Raw genomic sequence first — 15,737 nt, 5'->3', positions numbered from 1 at the left:
CCATAGGAGATCCAAGTCGTATGAGACGGACACGCCACGGCTCTGCCTCTCAGGCCGCCGCCCGGCTGGTGCGCCCAGCGGTTCCGGCGGTGCTGAGTGTGGCGTTGTTGCTCTGCACCCCGGAGCTGGCCGGGGGAGTGGCGAATGCCGAGCCTGCCAAGGACTCCATTGCGGTGCTGATCGCCAACGTCGCCAAGGCCAACCAGCGTCTCGAGGATCTGAGTTCCGCTGTCGAGCAGGAGCAGGAGAACGTCAACAAGGCGCTGGTAGCGGTCGAGGAGGCACGCGAACACGCCGACGCGGCCGGGCACGAACTGGAGGCCAGTCAGCAGGCGGTCAAGGACGCCAACGCGGCCATCGCCACGGCCCAACAGCGGTTCAACACCTTCGCGGTGGCCACGTACATGAGAGGCCCCTCCGGTGGCTATCTGATGGCGCGCAGCCCGGAGGACATGATCGCCGCGGCGACCGACGCCCGCGCCGTCGCGACCAGCGCGCAAACGGTGATGGCCAAGCTGCAGCGGGCGCGTACCGAGCAGGTGAACAAGGAGTCGGCGGCCCGACTGGCCAAGCAGAAGGCCGACAAGGCCGCTGCCGACGCCAAGGGCAGCCAGGACGCGGCGGCGGCGGCGCTGGCCGAGACCACCCGCAAGTTCGACGAACAGCGTGACGAGGTCAATCGTCTCGCTGCGGAGCGCGACGAGGCCGAAGCCCGGCTGCAGCAAGCCAGGTTCGTGGTCTGGACCCAGTCCGGCGGGCAGGGCACGCCGCCGCCGGGAATGTGGGACAGCGCGACCAGCCCCAACGGTGGCCGTCGTTGGGACGGCTGGGACCCCACGCTGCCGCAGATCCCCAGCGCCAACATCCAGGGCGACCCGATCGCGGTGGTCAACCAGGTGCTCGGCTACTCGGCGACCTCGGCGCAGGTCACCGCCCAGATGGGGCGCAACTTCCTGCAGCAACTGGGCATCCTCAAGCCCACCGACACCGGAATCACCAACGCCCCGACCGCATCGACGTCGGGCCGCATCCCGCGGGTCTACGGCCGCCAAGCCTCCGAGTACGTGATCCGCCGCGGCATGTCGCAGATCGGCGTGCCCTACTCCTGGGGCGGCGGCACCGCGGCCGGACCCAGCCACGGCATCGACTCCGGAGCAAACATCACCGGGTTCGACTGTTCGGGCTTGGTGCTGTACTCCTTCGCCGGGGTGGGCATCAAGTTGCCGCACTACTCGGGCTCGCAGTACAACCTCGGCCGCAAGATCCCGACGTCCCAGATGCGCCGCGGCGACGTCATCTTCTACGGCCCGGGCGGCAGCCAGCACGTGACGATCTACCTCGGCGACGGGCAGATGCTCGAGGCGCCCGACATCGGTTTGAAGGTACGCACAGCGCCCGTGCGCACCAGCGGCATGACGCCCTTCGTGGTCCGCTACATCGAGTATTAACGAGGTTCTATGCGGCACAACAGATTTCGACTGATCGGTCTGGCCTGGATCACCACACTGGTGTCCGGGCTGTTGATCGCTGTGGCCGCTCCCGCCGCGGCCGAACCGGGGGAGTGGGATCCCACCCTGCCCGCCGCCATCAGCGCCGGCGCCCCCGGTGATCCGCTGGCGGTGGCCAACGCCTCGCTGCAGGCCACCGCGCAGGCCACCCAGACCACGCTGAACCTGGGCCAGCAGTTCCTCAGCGGGCTGGGCATCAACCTGGGCGGGGCCACCCCCGCGGCCAACAACACCACCGGCAGTCGCATCCCGCGAGCAAATGGCCGACAGGCCATCGAGTACGTGATCAAGCGGGCCGGATCGCAGATGGGTGTTCCTTACTCCTGGGGTGGCGGCTCGCTGGACGGGCCGAGCAAAGGCGTCGAGGACGGTGCCAACATCACCGGTTTCGACTGCTCGGGACTGATGCGCTACGCATTCGCCGGCGTCGGCGTGTTGATCCCGCGGTTCTCCGGCGACCAGTACAACGCGGGCCGCCATATCCCGCAGGACCAGGCCCGGCGCGGCGACCTCATCTTCTACGGCCCCAACGGCAGGCAGCACGTCACTATGTATCTGGGCAACGGGCAGATGCTGGAAGCCTCCAGCCTGGCCGGCAAAGTCACCATCAGCCCGGTGCGCAAGCCCGGCATGACGCCCTATCTGACTAGGATCATCGAGTACTGAGCCGGATACCGGGGGCGCAGGCCGCCCGCCAGCGATTCGGCGACGTCGACGGATTCCGGGACGCCTGGAATAGTTGAACGCGGGCACGAAGCTGCCCGACGACATTGGTCGTGACAGCAAGTCGTGTCCGAATGAGCTGCGGAGGGTTATTAATGACAACAGCAGGTGGCGGTTACCCGGGGCAGGGTGCGCACTCGGCCCCTCCCACCCAGGAGGCGCCCGCGGGCGGCGCCGACGGGTTGGCCGCCGAGGTGCACACCCTGGAGCGAGCGATCTTCGAGGTCAAACGCATCATCGTCGGCCAGGACCAGTTGGTCGAACGGATGCTGGTCGGCCTGCTCGCCAAGGGGCACGTACTGCTGGAAGGTGTCCCCGGTGTCGCCAAGACGCTGGCGGTGGAGACCTTCGCCAAGGTGGTCGGCGGCTCGTTCGCGCGTATCCAGTTCACCCCTGACCTGGTGCCCACCGACATCGTCGGTACCCGCATCTACCGGCAGGGCAAGGAGGAGTTCGACACCGAACTCGGCCCGGTGGTGGTCAACTTCCTGCTCGCCGACGAGATCAACCGCGCACCGGCCAAGGTGCAGTCGGCGCTGCTCGAGGTGATGGCCGAACGCCACGTGTCCATCGGCGGCAAGACTTTCCCGCTGCCCAATCCGTTCCTGGTGATGGCGACGCAGAACCCGATCGAACAGGAAGGCGTCTACCCGCTGCCCGAGGCGCAGCGCGACCGCTTCCTGTTCAAGATCAACGTCGGCTACCCGTCGCCGGAAGAGGAACGCGAGATCATCTACCGGATGGGTGTCACCCCGCCGCAGCCCAAGCAGATTCTGGGCACCGGCGACCTGCTGCGCCTGCAGGGGGTGGCGTCCAACAGCTTCGTGCACCACGCGCTGGTCGATTACGTGGTGCGCGTGGTGATGGCGACGCGTCACCCCGAGCAGTTGGGGATGAACGACGTCAAGACCTGGATCGCATTCGGCGCATCGCCGCGTGCCTCGCTGGGCATCATCGCCGCGTCGCGGGCGCTGGCTCTGGTGCGTGGGCGTGACTACGTGATCCCCCAGGACATCATCGACGTGATTCCCGACGTGCTGCGGCACCGGTTGGTGCTCACCTACGACGCGCTGGCCGACGAGATCACCTCGGAGACCGTGATCAGCCGGGTGCTGCAGACTGTTGCGCTGCCACAGGTCAATGCCGTTCCGCAGCAAGGGCATTCGGTTGGTCCGGTGATGCAGGGTGCCACCGTGGCGGCTGGCGGTCGGTGACCGACCCGAATCCCGCCGCGGGTAAGTCCGCGGTTCGTCATCCGCCGTCGATGATGCGCGGCACCATCGACGACCCGAAGTTGTCGGCCGCGCTGCGCACCCTCGAGTTGACGGTGAGCCGCAAGCTGGACGGCATTCTGCACGGCGATCACCTGGGCTTGATCCCCGGTCCGGGCAGCGAACCGGGGGAGTCGCGGATCTACCAGCCCGGTGACGACGTGCGCCGGATGGACTGGGCGGTCACCGCGCGCACCACCCACCCGCACGTGCGGCAGATGATCGCCGACCGGGAGCTGGAGACCTGGCTGGTGGTCGACATGTCGGCCAGCCTGGACTTCGGCACCTCGACGTGTGAGAAGCGCGATCTTGCGGTGGCGGCCGCGGCGGCCATCTGTTACTTGAACGTCGGCGGCGGTAACCGCCTTGGCGCGCTGATTTCCAACGGCGCCAACACGATTCGGGTGCCGGCCCGATCCGGGCGCGAGCACGTCCACACGCTGCTACGCACCATCGCGACCACGCCGAAGGCGCCGGTCGGGGTACGCGGGGACCTGGCCGCGACCATCGACGCGTTGCGCCGGCCGGAGCGGCGCCGCGGGATGGCGGTGATCATCAGCGACTTCCTGGGGCCGATCAACTGGATGCGTCCGCTGCGGGCCATCGCGGCGCGCCACGAGGTGCTGGCCATCGAGGTACTCGACCCCCGCGACGTGGAGTTGCCCGACATCGGCGATGTGGTCCTGCAGGACGCCGAGTCCGGGGCGGTTCGTGAATTCACCATCGACAGCCAGCTGCAGACCGATTTCGCCCGGGCCGCGGCCGCGCACCGCGCCGACGTAGCCCGCACGATTCGCGGTTGCGGTGCCCCGGTCATGACGCTTCGCACCGACCGGGACTGGATTGGCGACATCGTGCGTTTCGTTTCCAACCGCCGGCGCGGGGCTATGGCGGGGCGCCGGTGACCGGCCTACAACCAACGACGGGTCTGTTATGACGTTGCCCTTGCTCGGGCCGATGACGCTGTCCGGCTTCGAACACTCGTGGTTCTTCCTGTTCCTGTTGGTCATTGCCGCGTTGGTCGCGCTGTACGTGGTGCTGCAGCTGGCGCGGCAGCGGCGCATGTTGCGGTTCGCCAATATGGAGTTGCTGGAAAGCGTTGCGCCCAAACGGCCTTCGAAGTGGCGCCACGTACCGGCCATCCTGCTGGTGTGCTCGCTGGTGCTGCTGACGGTGGCCATGGCCGGGCCCACCAACGATGTCCGGATTCCGCGGAACCGCGCGGTGGTGATGCTGGTGATCGACGTGTCGCAGTCGATGCGCGCCACCGACGTCGAACCGAACCGGATGGTCGCGGCGCAGGAGGCGGCCAAGCAGTTCGCCGGTGAGCTGACCCCCGGCATCAACCTCGGTTTGATCGCCTACGCGGGCACGGCGACCGTGCTGGTGTCGCCGACCACCAACCGCGACGCGACCAAGGCCGCGCTGGACAAACTGCAGTTCGCCGACCGCACCGCCACCGGCGAGGCGATCTTCACCGCGCTGCAGGCGATCGCGACCGTCGGTGCGGTGATCGGCGGCGGGGACACGCCGCCGCCGGCGCGGATCGTGCTGTTCTCCGACGGCAAGGAGACGATGCCGACCAATCCCGACAACCCCAAGGGCGCCTATACGGCCGCGCGCACCGCCAAGGACCAGGGCGTGCCCATCTCGACGATCTCCTTCGGCACCCCGTACGGCTTCGTCGAAATCAACGACCAGCGCCAGCCGGTGCCGGTGGACGACGAGACGTTGAAGAAGGTGGCGCAGCTTTCCGGCGGAAACGCCTACAACGCGGCCACGCTGGCTGAATTGAAGGCGGTATACGCGTCGCTGCAGCAGCAGATCGGCTACGAAACCATCAAGGGCGATGCGAGTGTGGGCTGGTTGCGGCTGGGGGCGCTGGTGCTGGCCGTTGCCGCGCTGGCGGCGCTGCTGATCAACCGCCGGCTGCCCACCTAGCCTCCGCTCTTTGACTCTGCCGCGACTGTGACCGGGGGAGGCTGCGGCGCAATCCCGGTGAGGCGATAGGTTGTCGGAGTGACTGAAACAGCCACCGGCGGCGGCAAACCCGCATTCGTATCCCGATCAGTCCTGGTCACCGGCGGAAACCGGGGAATCGGGCTGGCGATCGCGCAGCGACTGGCCGCCGACGGCCACAAGGTGGCCGTCACGCACCGCGGGTCCGGGGCGCCCGAAGGGCTGTTCGGTGTCGAGTGCGACGTCACCGACAACGACGCCGTCGACCGTGCCTTCACAGAGGTCGAGGAGCACCAGGGCCCGGTCGAGGTGCTGGTGTCCAACGCCGGCATCTCCGCCGATGCGTTCCTCATCCGTATGACCGAGGAGCGGTTCCAGAAGGTCATCGACGCGAACCTCACCGGGGCGTTCCGGGTGACCCAGCGGGCATCGCGGAGTATGCAGAAGAAGCGATTCGGCCGAATCATCTACGTCGGCTCGGTCTCGGGCACCTGGGGCATCGGCAACCAGGCCAACTACGCAGCGTCCAAGGCCGGGCTCATCGGCATGGCCCGCTCGATCTCGCGGGAATTGTCCAAGGCCAATGTCACCGCCAACGTGGTGGCCCCCCGGCTACATCGACACCGAGATGACCCGCGCGCTCGACGAGCGCATCCAGAAGGGGGCGCTGGAGTTCATCCCCGCCAAGCGGGTCGGGACCGCCGACGAGGTCGCCGGGGTGGTCAGCTTCCTGGCGTCCGAGGACGCCAGCTACATCGCCGGTGCGGTCATCCCGGTCGATGGTGGCATGGGCATGGGTCACTGAAGAGCTAGGAGAGGGACGGACTTATGGCAGGACTGCTCGAAGGTAAACGAATCCTGGTCTCCGGGATCATCACCGACTCGTCGATCGCGTTCCACATCGCCCGGGTGGCCCAGGAGCAGGGCGCCCAGTTGGTGTTGACCGGCTTCGACCGGATGCGGCTGATTCAGCGCATCGCCGACCGGCTGCCGGAGAAGGCGCCGCTGATCGAGCTCGACGTGCAGAACGAGGAGCACCTGGCCACCCTCGCCGACCGGGTCAAGGCCGAGATCGGCAAGGACAACAACCTCGACGGCGTAGTGCACTCGATCGGCTTCATGCCGCAAACCGGCATGGGCATCAACCCGTTCTTCGACGCCCCGTACGAGGACGTCTCCAAAGGCATTCACATCTCGGCGTATTCGTACGCCTCGCTGGCCAAGGCATTGCTGCCGATCATGAACCGCGGTGGCGCCATTGTCGGCATGGACTTCGACCCCACCCGCGCGATGCCGGCCTACAACTGGATGACGGTGGCCAAGAGCGCCCTGGAGTCGGTGAATCGGTTCGTGGCGCGCGAGGCCGGCAAGGTCGGTGTCCGCTCCAATCTTGTTGCCGCAGGCCCAATCCGGACGTTGGCCATGAGCGCCATCGTCGGCGGTGCACTCGGCGAGGAGGCCGGCGCGCAGATGAAGCTGCTCGAAGAGGGCTGGGACCAGCGTGCCCCGATCGGCTGGGACATGAAGGACCCCACTCCGGTCGCCAAGACCGTGTGCGCGGTGTTGTCGGAATGGTTGCCGGCGACGACGGGTGACATCATCTACGCCGACGGCGGCGCCCACACGCAGTTGCTCTAGGGCGCAATGGATTTCGACGCTGTCCTGCTGCTCTCGTTCGGCGGGCCGGAGGGCCCGGAGCAGGTTCGACCGTTCCTGGAGAACGTCACCCGGGGCCGCAACGTGCCGCCCGAGCGGCTCGACGACGTCGCCGAGCACTATCTGCATTTCGGTGGTGTCTCACCGATCAACGGCATCAACCGCGCGCTGATCGAGCAGCTGCGGGCCGTCCAGGACCTACCCGTGTACTTCGGGAACCGCAACTGGGCGCCCTATGTCGAAGATACGGTAAAAGAGATGCGCGACAACGGTATTCGTCGCGCCGCGGTATTCACCACCTCAGCCTGGAGCGGCTATTCCAGTTGCACGCAGTACGTCGAGGATATCGCCAGGGCGCGCGGGGCGGCCGGTGACCAAGCGCCAGTACTGGTCAAGCTGCGTACTTACTTCGACCATCCGCTGTTCGTCGAGATGTTCACCGAAGCCGTGACGAATGCTGCAGAAAAACTGCCCCGCGGGCGCCTGGTCTTCACCGCCCACTCCATTCCGATTGCCGCCGACCAATGCTGCGGACCCAACTTGTACAGCCGTCAAGTTGCTTATGCCGCAAGGCTTGTCGCGACCCGAGCGGGTTACGAGGACTACGACCTGGTGTGGCAGTCGCGCTCGGGACCGCCGCAGGTCCCGTGGCTCGAACCCGACGTCGGTGACCACTTGACAGCGCTGCACCAGCAAGGTGTCGAGTCCGTAATCGTCTGTCCCATCGGCTTTGTCGCCGACCACATCGAGGTGGTGTGGGACCTCGACCATGAGCTGCGGCTACAGGCCGAGGCGCTGGGCGTGCAGTTCGCCAGAGCCGCGACCCCCAACGCCGACCCCCGATTCGCTGCGCTGGCAATCGATTTGATCGACGAACTGCGCGAGGGTAGGCGACCCTCCCGGGTCACCGGCTCCGATCCGGTCCAGGGTTGCCTGGGCAGCGGCAACGGCGCACCGTGCCGTCCGCCGCACTGCGCGTCGAGATCGGGCTAGTCGGTCCAGGCGGACGCCAGGATCGCGTCGACTGCGGCCATGCGCGCCGAGATCGGGCTAGTCGGTCCAGGCGGACGCCAGGATCGCGTCGACTGCGGCCATGCGCGCCGAGCGCACCACTGCGGTCAGCGGCCGCAGCGCGTCGGTCGCGATCCGTCCCGCCGAAGACGATTGCATCCCAGCCAATTCCGGTGCGGCGGTCACCCGGTCCGACGGCCGGCTCGATCCGGCGCTGACCGCGATGATCGCATCGACGTGCGCGGCATTCTCCAGCACCCGCAGGGCCCGGGTGGGCGCGTGATCCGGAACCCGGTGTTGCCGTGCCGATTCCAGCATCTGCTCGACGAGTCCGCGTGGATTCTCCACGCCGCTGGCAGATCCCAGACCCATCGCGCTCAACGCGTCGGCGGCCGACCGGACCGCCGACCGCAGCGCGTATTCGGCGCCGCCGAGGTCGTGGCAGTCGTACGCCGGCGGCCCGGGCAGCGAGTACACCATCCAGGTCAGCGCAAGCAGTTCGGGTTCGCCGCTGTCGGTGTCGTCGTCGATGTCGCTGTAGGTGAAGTCAGGGACCAGGCCGATCGCGGTGTTCGGGTCGCCCGGATGGCTGATGATCACCGCCTCGCCGGCGGTCAGTGCGTCGCTGGCAAACTGTGTCCCGGCAAAAAGGCCGCGCACGTCACCGGGCACCGGTAGCACCACGTTGATGGTGCCGCGCAGCGACGACGACGACGGCGCCGGCGAGCGCCCGACCGCCCCACGCAGCGTCTGCAGCAGACACACCGTCCCGGCGTCGCTCACGTCCGGCCACGGTAATCCGGTGTGACCCGCGGCAACCGCATCGTAGGCGGCAACGGATTGCCTTGGCGCCCAAAGGGATAACGCGTCGAGGACGTCGTCGGGCGCGGCCTTTCCGGCGAGCCAGGCATTGGCCCACATCGACAGCGAGACACTCGGGCACCACATGGTCTCGCAGTGTAGTGGCTCGCCGCCGTTGAGGTGGTTTGTCGGGGACCGCGCGTATTCTGTGCCCATGCCCGTCGCGCTGGTCTGGCTAATCGGAGCGTTGGTTCTCGTCGGTGCCGAAGCCCTCACCGGCGACATGTTTCTGCTGATGCTCGGCGGCGGTGCGTTGGCCGCGGCAACGGCCAGTTGGCTGACGGACTGGCCGCTGTGGGCCGACGGGCTGGTGTTCCTGGTCGTCTCGGTGCTGCTGTTGGCCACGGTCCGGCCGACCCTGCGGCGGCGGTTGACGCCCGCCAAGACCCCGGTGATGGGGGTCAAGGCGTTGGAGGGCAAGAACGCGGTGGTGCTCGACCGGGTCGCGCACGACAACGGCCAGGTCAAGCTCGACGGTCAGGTCTGGACGGCGCGTCCACTCAACGACGGCGACGTCTACGAGCCGGGTCAGTCGGTCACCGTCGTGCACATCGACGGCGCCACTGCAGTGGTCTTCAAGAACGCGTAGCGGAAGGAAGTCCCATGGGTCTGGCAGTTCTGGTGTTCCTCCTCGTATTGGTCGCGTTCACCATCGTGATCGTGGCCAAATCGGTGGCCCTGATACCGCAGGCCGAAGCCGCCGTGATCGAGCGGCTGGGGCGGTACAGCCGCACGGTCAGCGGGCAGCTCGCTGTTGGTGCCGTTCATCGACCGCATCCGGGCCCGGGTGGACCTGCGGGAGCGGGTGGTGTCCTTCCCGCCGCAGCCCGTCATCACCGAGGACAACCTGACGCTGAACATCGACACCGTCGTCTACTTTCAGGTCACCGTCCCGCAGGCGGCGGTGTACGAGATCAGTAACTACATCGTCGGCGTGGAGCAGCTCACCACCACCACGCTGCGCAACGTCGTCGGCGGCATGACCCTGGAACAGACGCTGACGTCCCGCGACCAGATCAACGCCCAGCTGCGCGGCGTGCTCGACGAGGCGACCGGACGCTGGGGCCTGCGGGTCGCCCGGGTGGAGTTGCGCAGCATCGACCCGCCGCCGTCCATCCAGGCCTCGATGGAAAAGCAGATGAAGGCCGACCGGGAGAAGCGGGCGATGATCCTGACGGCCGAGGGCACCCGGCAGGCGGCGATCATGCAGGCCGAGGGACAGAAGCAATCGCAGATCCTGGCCGCCGAGGGCGCTAAGCAGGCCGCCATTCTGGCCGCCGAGGCAGACCGGCAGTCCCGGGTGCTGCGGGCCCAGGGTGAGCGCGCCGCCGCGTATCTGCGGGCCCAAGGGCAGGCCAAGGCGATCGAGAAGACGTTCGCCGCCATCAAGGCGGGCCGCCCGACGCCGGAGATGCTGGCCTACCAGTATCTGCAGACGCTGCCGGAGATGGCGCGCGGCGACGCCAACAAGGTGTGGGTTGTGCCCAGCGATTTCAACGCCGCGCTGCAGGGTTCACCCGCTTGCTCGGCAAGCAGGGCGAGGACGGGGTGTTCCGGTTCGAACCGTCGCCCCCCGACGACACCCCGGCGCCGGCCGACGATGCCGACGACGAGGTCGCCGACTGGTTCACCACTGACACCGGGCCGGCGATTTCCCAAGCGAGAACCAGCACCGACGCCCTCCCCGGCAACGTGGCCCGCAATCCGGTGGGTATGCCGCCCGAGCTTGGTCAATAGGATCGAGCAATGAGCGCTCTGACTTCCCCGAAAACCTATGCCGGTCTGGCCGCCTTCCACGCCGTCGACGCGGTGCTGTGTGCCGTCGAAGCCCCGCCGGTCAAGAAGGCCCTGGACACCGTCGAGTGCCCGGAGAGCATCCGGCCGATATTTCCGGTGGTGAAGACCGCCGCAGCGGTGGGTCTGGCCTCGGTGACCCGGTTTCCGGGGTTGGCGCGGCTGACAACGGCGATGCTGACGCTGTATTTCATCCTGGCCGTCGGCGCGCACGTCCGGGTGCGCGACACGATCGCCAACACGCTTCCGGCCGCGACGTTCCTGGCGTTGTTCGCGGCGATGACGGTCAAGGGCCCGGACGCCGACCCGGCTGGCTAGCCGACGTTCGAGCGGTCCGGCGGGATTTCACCGCCAGGACCGCTCGGCCGGCCGGCTTACCGTGGGGGCGTCGCCGACGGGCTGGGCCCGGTCGACGGTGAGGCCGGTCCGGGGGTTGCTGGCCGGATTGGCCAGGTCCACCGGGTCCACCAGGCCCGCCGGGGCCACCGGGGCCGCCCATCGGGGGAGGCCCGCCCGGGAACGGCGGCGGGGGCATCATGCCGGGGCCACCGGGCCCCATCGGGCCGTGCGGTCCGGCCATCATCGGCCCGCCTGGCCCGCCCGGGCCGCCGAAGCCGTGATGGCCGAACTGCGCTGCTCCCGGCGGCCCGAAGCCCGGTCCCGGCGGCGGCGGGGGCGCCCCGAAGGCCATGAACAGCACGGCGGCGCCTGCGGTGAACAGCGACCCGATGAAGCCGCCCAGCAGGCCCGCGCCGAGCACGATGCGGGTCGAGTAGCGGCGCTGTTCGGCCGCTGGGGCGACAGGCGCCGGGGAGCCGCCGGGGCTGCGGGTGCAACTGCGGCGGGTGCGGGTGCGACGGCTGCCGGGTCGGCAGCGGACGCGTGGTCGTCGGAGGTCATGTGACTCCTCTTTCATCCGAATGTGTGGTGATCGCGACGGTAGGAGCCGAACTTGAAGCAAAGCTGAAGAATGGGTCGTTGAGTCGCGGCGCGGGGCCAGTCGGCGCGCCGAGTATGAACAATGGGGGTTATGACTCGAGCGGACCGCACCGGCAAGGCGACCGATCAGTTCAGCGTCGGCACACCCCGGGTGCTGGTGGTCGAGGACTCCGAGACGATCCGCGAAATGGTCACCGAGGCGCTGGCCGACGTCGGCTATCACACCGATTCCCGTTGTGACGGAACAGGATTGGAAGAAGCACTGGAGGGGCTGCGGCCTGACCTGGTGGTGCTCGACGTGATGCTGCCGGGCCGGGACGGCTTCGAGCTGATCGACGTCGTCCGCCAGTGGGGCGACGTCGGCATCGTGATGATCACCGCCCGTGACGGCCTGCCCGACCGGCTACGTGGCCTGGACGGCGGCGCCGACGACTACGTGGTCAAGCCGTTCGAGCTCGCCGAACTCGTGTCGCGGGTCGGTGCGGTGCTGCGCCGACGGGGGCGGCTGCCCAAGGTGGTGCAGTTCGGCGACCTGTTGCTCGACGTCGACGCCGGGGTAGCGGCGCGCGCCGGGCATCCGCTGGACCTGACCGCCACCGAATTGCGGCTGCTGGAATTCCTGGTCGAACAGCGCGGCCGGATCGTCAGCGCCACCCAGATCCTCAGCGCGGTATGGGGATACGACGCCTACGACCCCAACCTGGTGCAGGTGCATGTCAGCGGGTTGCGGCGCAAGCTGGAAGCGCACGGGCCGCGGATCCTGCACACGGTTCGCGGTATCGGTTACCGGCTGCAGCCGCCGCGATCGTGACGGATCCGGTCACCGCGACACCGTCGCTGCAGCGGCGGGTGATTGTGCTGGTGGTGGCGCTACTGGCGGTGCTGTTGGGGGTGCTGGGCGGCACGGTCGACTTCATGCTCCGCACTCAGGCCGAACGCAACCTGCACGACCGGTTGCTGGCCGCGACGTCGCGTGCCGATGCGCTGGTGGCCGCCGGCACGCCGCCCGACCTGCTAGCCGCCCAGCTCAACGGCGGCAGCGTGCGTGCGCTGGTGGTGATGGCCGACGGCGTCACCTACGGCGATCCCGGCATCAGCCCCGACACCAAAGCGGGCTCCACGGTCCCGCCGCCGTTTCCGCCACCACCGCCGGGCCATCCGCACGGGCCGCTGCCGTCGAACCTGCCGCCGCTCCCGTCGAACCTGCCGCCGCCGCCGTCGGGGCTGCCGCCCCGCCGCCCACCCCGCGCGACGCCACCGCGACCGTCGTCGTGCACCCGCTGCCCGACGGCGCCCGGCTGATCCTGGTCGCCGACACCACCCAGACCACGCAGGTCACCCGTCAGCTCCGGCAGATCATGTTCGGCGCCGGCCTGGCGACACTGCTGCTGGCCGCGGTGCTGCTGGTCGCGATCAGCCGGGCCGCGCTGCGCCCGTTGGAGCGACTCACCGCACTGGCCAGGGACATCTCCACCGGCGACCGCGGCCGGCGCCTCCGACCCTCCCGGGCCAATACCGAATTAGGCCGTGCGGCAACCGCTTTCGATGGGATGTTGGACGCGCTGGAGGACTCCGAGCTGCGGGCCCGACAGGCCGCCGACACCGCGCAGCGCGCCGAAGCGGCGACCCGCCAGTTCCTCGCCGACGCCGCGCACGAGTTGCGTACCCCGATCGCAGGCATCCAGGCCGCCGCCGAACAACTGGCGGCCCACCAGAGCGACGTCGAGGACGCGCAGCGTCGGCGGGCCAGCCTGCTGCAGTCCGATGCGCGGCGGGCCGGGCGGCTGGTCGCCGACATGCTCGACCTGAGCCGCATCGACGCCGGGCTGGTGCTGGACCGGCAGGACACCGACCTGGGCGCCATCGTCGACGCCGAGGTGCAGCGAGCGACGATGCTGGCCCCGCAGCTCTCCATCGTGCGCACCGGTTTGGCGACGCTGAACGTCGAGGCCGATCCGACCCGCATCGCGCAGATCCTGTCCAACCTGCTGGAGAACGCCCGCCGGCACACCCCGCCGGGCGGATCGATCACCGTCGACCTGAGTGCGGACAGCGCGGCCGTCGTCACCGTCACCGACACCGGTCCGGGCGTCCCCGACGACGAGCGCCGCCGCATCTTCGAACGATTGGTGCGTCTGGACGCAGACCGGGCCCGCGACCACGGCGGCGCCGGACTGGGGCTGTCGATCGCCCGGGCGCTGGCCCGCGCGCATGGCGGCGATTTGGTGTGCGTGCCGCACGACGGCGGCGCGCGGTTCCGGCTGAGCCTGGAGCTGCCGCCGCGAAGGTGATCGCACCCCTCGAAAATCGGAGCGCTCAGCGGAGCCGAGTCAACTCGTGACGACGTCCAGGCCCCACTGATCCAGCCACGGCCGTAACAGCTCGGCCACCGAGAACGTGGCCGGCGTCGAACAGCTGGGGTTGGGGTCATTTTGACGTCCGCCGCGGATGTGGATCCCGACGGCGACGGCGCCGTCGCGCTGGATCAGGTAGACCGGGCCGCCGGAGTCGCCGCACTGGCTGGCCGCCAGGAACACCACCTTGCTGTCGGTGACGTCGGTGATCTGCCCGCATTCCACCCGGCCGGTCTTCATGCCGAACTTGCGCAGCTGCTGGCCGATCTGCAGGTTCTCCGCGACGCGCGCCACCGGCATCGATGCCATGATCGCCGGCGTCTGCGGGATCTGGTCGGCGTCGAGTGTGATCAGTCCGATGTCGTGTTGTTCGCCGTGGGTTCCTTCGCTGACGGTCTGGTCGAAGGTGCCCACGGTCACGTAGGACTTGGTGGCGGAGTTGATGGTCACCCTGCTCGCTTCGCCGGGCTTGTTGCAGTGCCCGGCAGTGAGCACCCCGGTCTGCCCGCTCTGTTCGCGCACCAAAAACCCTGCGGTGCAAGTCATTCCGCCGGTGCCGTCGGCGAAGCGGACGGCGATGGCGGTGCCCGGGCCGATGCCGGTCGCCGCGGGCAGCGGGACGGGGAAGGCGATCGCCGGGTCGTCCCGCGGCGGTGACGGCGCGCGGTGGTCGGGTAAGAGGATCGCGGCCACAAACGCTGCCGCACTGAGCAGCGCGACGACCGAAAGCCGCCAGCTGTAGGTGCGCTGGTCGGCGTCGTGCCGGTTGGCGGTTAGAGGCCAGGACGCCACCACCAGACACACCAGTGCGCCGGCGCCGAGCAGGATGGCGCGCAGCGACGCCTGCGGCGTCATGTGGGCGAACGCACCGACCATGAGGTCGATCCTTCAGGGAACGGCAGGCCCGTTCAAACCGAGCGGACGGGCTCGCGTTCGACGGCGTGCTGAGCCGCATGATGCTGCCGGTACTTACGGACCTCATAGATCAGCCCGCACAACCCCAGCGCGCCGGTACACACCGACACCAGCACCAGCAGCGGATTGCCGTCGCCGGCGAACGCGTTGCCCAGAATCACCACCGCGGCGGTGCCGGGCAGCAGGCCGACGATGGTGGCGGCCAGGTAGGGCGCCACCCGCACCGCCGAAGCTCCGGCGGCGTAGTTGATCGCCGCGAACGGCACCGCGGGGATGAACCGCAGCGACAGGATGGCCAGCCAGCCGCGCTCACGCAGCCGCTCGTCCAGGCGCGCCACCACGCGCCGGCGATCCAGGCGATGCAGGCGCCACCCGGTGGCGCGCACCAGCAGCAATGCCAACACCGCGCTGGCCGTGCTGGCCGACACCGCGATCGCCACTCCGATCACCGGCCCGAACAGCAGCCCGGCGGCGATGGTGAACGCGGTGCGCGGGAAGGGCGGCACCGTGACGACGGCGTGGACCAGCCAGAACGCCAGCGGGAACCACGGCCCTACCGAGCGTGCCCAGTCGCGCATCTCGAGCGCCGTCGGCAGCGGAACCAGCAGCGCGACGGCCACCAGGATTGTGATTCCCGCCACGGTGAACACCAGTCGGGGCCGCGACGCCTGCCGCAGCGCGCCGCGCAGCGCCGACCCGATGCCGCGCACGGTATCGGTGGTTTTGCTGATCGCGGGGGAGGTCAC

At 68.9% G+C, this 15,737-nt stretch carries 15 protein-coding genes and 3 pseudogenes; 14 read left to right on the top strand and 4 right to left on the bottom strand.

Annotated features, from left to right (window positions below):
• Window positions 1–20 precede the first annotated feature (20 nt).
• From ripA to L6444_RS16605, 8 genes and pseudogenes are all read left to right on the top strand, one after another.
• Window positions 21–1,448, top strand: a complete 1,428-nt coding sequence (gene ripA / locus L6444_RS16640) for an NlpC/P60 family peptidoglycan endopeptidase RipA (protein WP_236975739.1) — start codon at window positions 21–23, stop codon at window positions 1,446–1,448.
• A gap of 9 nt (window positions 1,449–1,457) precedes the next feature.
• Window positions 1,458–2,174 (top strand): NlpC/P60 family peptidoglycan endopeptidase RipB, encoded by a 717-nt coding sequence (gene ripB / locus L6444_RS16635; RefSeq protein WP_236975731.1) that lies wholly within the window; start codon window positions 1,458–1,460, stop codon window positions 2,172–2,174.
• A 152-nt stretch (window positions 2,175–2,326) separates the two neighbouring features.
• Window positions 2,327–3,445, top strand: a complete 1,119-nt coding sequence (moxR1, locus tag L6444_RS16630; RefSeq protein ID WP_236975724.1) for a chaperone MoxR1 — start codon at window positions 2,327–2,329, stop codon at window positions 3,443–3,445.
• Window positions 3,446–3,495: 50 nt separating this feature from the next.
• Window positions 3,496–4,407: a DUF58 domain-containing protein gene (locus tag L6444_RS16625; protein WP_236984194.1), complete on the top strand. Its 912-nt coding sequence runs from the start codon at window positions 3,496–3,498 to the stop codon at window positions 4,405–4,407.
• 28 nt (window positions 4,408–4,435) lie between these two features.
• Complete coding sequence (locus L6444_RS16620) at window positions 4,436–5,443, top strand: VWA domain-containing protein (protein WP_236975722.1); 1,008 nt, start codon at window positions 4,436–4,438, stop codon at window positions 5,441–5,443.
• A 78-nt stretch (window positions 5,444–5,521) separates the two neighbouring features.
• A pseudogene (gene fabG1 / locus L6444_RS16615) lies at window positions 5,522–6,266 on the top strand (3-oxoacyl-ACP reductase FabG1).
• Between the two features lie 23 nt (window positions 6,267–6,289).
• The gene (gene inhA / locus L6444_RS16610; protein WP_236975720.1) at window positions 6,290–7,099 is read left to right on the top strand and encodes an NADH-dependent enoyl-ACP reductase InhA; all 810 of its coding nucleotides are present in this window, start codon (window positions 6,290–6,292) and stop codon (window positions 7,097–7,099) included.
• A gap of 6 nt (window positions 7,100–7,105) precedes the next feature.
• A complete protein-coding gene (locus tag L6444_RS16605) occupies window positions 7,106–8,110 on the top strand; it encodes a ferrochelatase (RefSeq protein WP_236975711.1) in 1,005 nt (334 codons plus the stop codon).
• Between the two features lie 57 nt (window positions 8,111–8,167).
• Here the strand turns inward: L6444_RS16605 and L6444_RS16600 are convergent, their stop codons facing one another.
• Window positions 8,168–9,076: a hypothetical protein gene (locus L6444_RS16600; protein ID WP_236975709.1), complete on the bottom strand. Its 909-nt coding sequence runs from the start codon at window positions 9,074–9,076 to the stop codon at window positions 8,168–8,170.
• 67 nt (window positions 9,077–9,143) lie between these two features.
• Between L6444_RS16600 and L6444_RS16595 the strand changes: the two genes are divergently transcribed.
• From L6444_RS16595 to L6444_RS16585, 3 genes and pseudogenes are all read left to right on the top strand, one after another.
• Entirely contained in the window at window positions 9,144–9,578 is a 435-nt protein-coding gene (locus L6444_RS16595) for an NfeD family protein (protein ID WP_236975707.1), read from the top strand.
• A 14-nt stretch (window positions 9,579–9,592) separates the two neighbouring features.
• Window positions 9,593–10,726 (top strand): annotated as a pseudogene (locus L6444_RS16590) (SPFH domain-containing protein).
• Window positions 10,727–10,735: 9 nt separating this feature from the next.
• Window positions 10,736–11,101: a DoxX family protein gene (locus L6444_RS16585; protein WP_236975705.1), complete on the top strand. Its 366-nt coding sequence runs from the start codon at window positions 10,736–10,738 to the stop codon at window positions 11,099–11,101.
• A gap of 27 nt (window positions 11,102–11,128) precedes the next feature.
• Here L6444_RS16585 and L6444_RS16580 read toward each other — a convergent pair whose 3' ends face one another.
• Window positions 11,129–11,269 carry a hypothetical protein gene (locus L6444_RS16580; RefSeq protein WP_236975703.1) on the bottom strand — a complete coding sequence of 47 codons (141 nt, stop codon included), beginning with the start codon at window positions 11,267–11,269 and terminating at the stop codon, window positions 11,129–11,131.
• Between the two features lie 79 nt (window positions 11,270–11,348).
• Between L6444_RS16580 and L6444_RS16575 the strand changes: the two genes are divergently transcribed.
• The 3 genes and pseudogenes from L6444_RS16575 (at window position 11,349) to L6444_RS16565 (ending at window position 14,013) form a co-directional block, all read left to right on the top strand.
• Window positions 11,349–11,687 carry a hypothetical protein gene (locus L6444_RS16575; protein WP_236975701.1) on the top strand — a complete coding sequence of 113 codons (339 nt, stop codon included), beginning with the start codon at window positions 11,349–11,351 and terminating at the stop codon, window positions 11,685–11,687.
• Between the two features lie 117 nt (window positions 11,688–11,804).
• Window positions 11,805–12,533 (top strand): response regulator transcription factor, encoded by a 729-nt coding sequence (locus L6444_RS16570; protein ID WP_370653123.1) that lies wholly within the window; start codon window positions 11,805–11,807, stop codon window positions 12,531–12,533.
• Window positions 12,527–14,013 (top strand): annotated as a pseudogene (locus L6444_RS16565) (sensor histidine kinase). The gene L6444_RS16570 and the pseudogene L6444_RS16565 overlap by 7 nt, the downstream one beginning before the upstream one ends.
• 39 nt (window positions 14,014–14,052) lie before the next feature.
• On the opposite strand, the gene L6444_RS16560 reads toward L6444_RS16565, so the two are convergent.
• Together L6444_RS16560 and L6444_RS16555 are read right to left on the bottom strand one after the other, a co-directional pair.
• A complete protein-coding gene (locus L6444_RS16560) occupies window positions 14,053–14,952 on the bottom strand; it encodes a S1 family peptidase (protein ID WP_236975684.1) in 900 nt (299 codons plus the stop codon).
• Window positions 14,953–14,984: 32 nt separating this feature from the next.
• Window positions 14,985–15,737: a TVP38/TMEM64 family protein gene (locus L6444_RS16555; protein ID WP_236975682.1), complete on the bottom strand. Its 753-nt coding sequence runs from the start codon at window positions 15,735–15,737 to the stop codon at window positions 14,985–14,987.

Source organism: Mycobacterium kiyosense (assembly GCA_021654635.1).
Classification (GTDB): domain Bacteria; phylum Actinomycetota; class Actinomycetes; order Mycobacteriales; family Mycobacteriaceae; genus Mycobacterium; species Mycobacterium kiyosense.
This window is presented reverse-complemented; position numbering and strand designations above follow the sequence as displayed.

Coding starts and splice junctions, on each gene's coding strand:
- ripA (WP_236975739.1), top strand. CDS start 21: ATGAGACGGACACGCCACGGCTCTGCCTCTCAGGCCGCCGCCCGGCTG.
- L6444_RS16560 (WP_236975684.1), bottom strand. CDS start 14,952: ATGGTCGGTGCGTTCGCCCACATGACGCCGCAGGCGTCGCTGCGCGCC.
- L6444_RS16585 (WP_236975705.1), top strand. CDS start 10,736: ATGAGCGCTCTGACTTCCCCGAAAACCTATGCCGGTCTGGCCGCCTTC.
- L6444_RS16595 (WP_236975707.1), top strand. CDS start 9,144: ATGCCCGTCGCGCTGGTCTGGCTAATCGGAGCGTTGGTTCTCGTCGGT.
- L6444_RS16570 (WP_370653123.1), top strand. CDS start 11,805: ATGGGGGTTATGACTCGAGCGGACCGCACCGGCAAGGCGACCGATCAG.
- L6444_RS16620 (WP_236975722.1), top strand. CDS start 4,436: ATGACGTTGCCCTTGCTCGGGCCGATGACGCTGTCCGGCTTCGAACAC.
- L6444_RS16605 (WP_236975711.1), top strand. CDS start 7,106: ATGGATTTCGACGCTGTCCTGCTGCTCTCGTTCGGCGGGCCGGAGGGC.
- moxR1 (WP_236975724.1), top strand. CDS start 2,327: ATGACAACAGCAGGTGGCGGTTACCCGGGGCAGGGTGCGCACTCGGCC.
- L6444_RS16625 (WP_236984194.1), top strand. CDS start 3,496: ATGATGCGCGGCACCATCGACGACCCGAAGTTGTCGGCCGCGCTGCGC.
- L6444_RS16600 (WP_236975709.1), bottom strand. CDS start 9,076: ATGTGGTGCCCGAGTGTCTCGCTGTCGATGTGGGCCAATGCCTGGCTC.
- inhA (WP_236975720.1), top strand. CDS start 6,290: ATGGCAGGACTGCTCGAAGGTAAACGAATCCTGGTCTCCGGGATCATC.
- ripB (WP_236975731.1), top strand. CDS start 1,458: ATGCGGCACAACAGATTTCGACTGATCGGTCTGGCCTGGATCACCACA.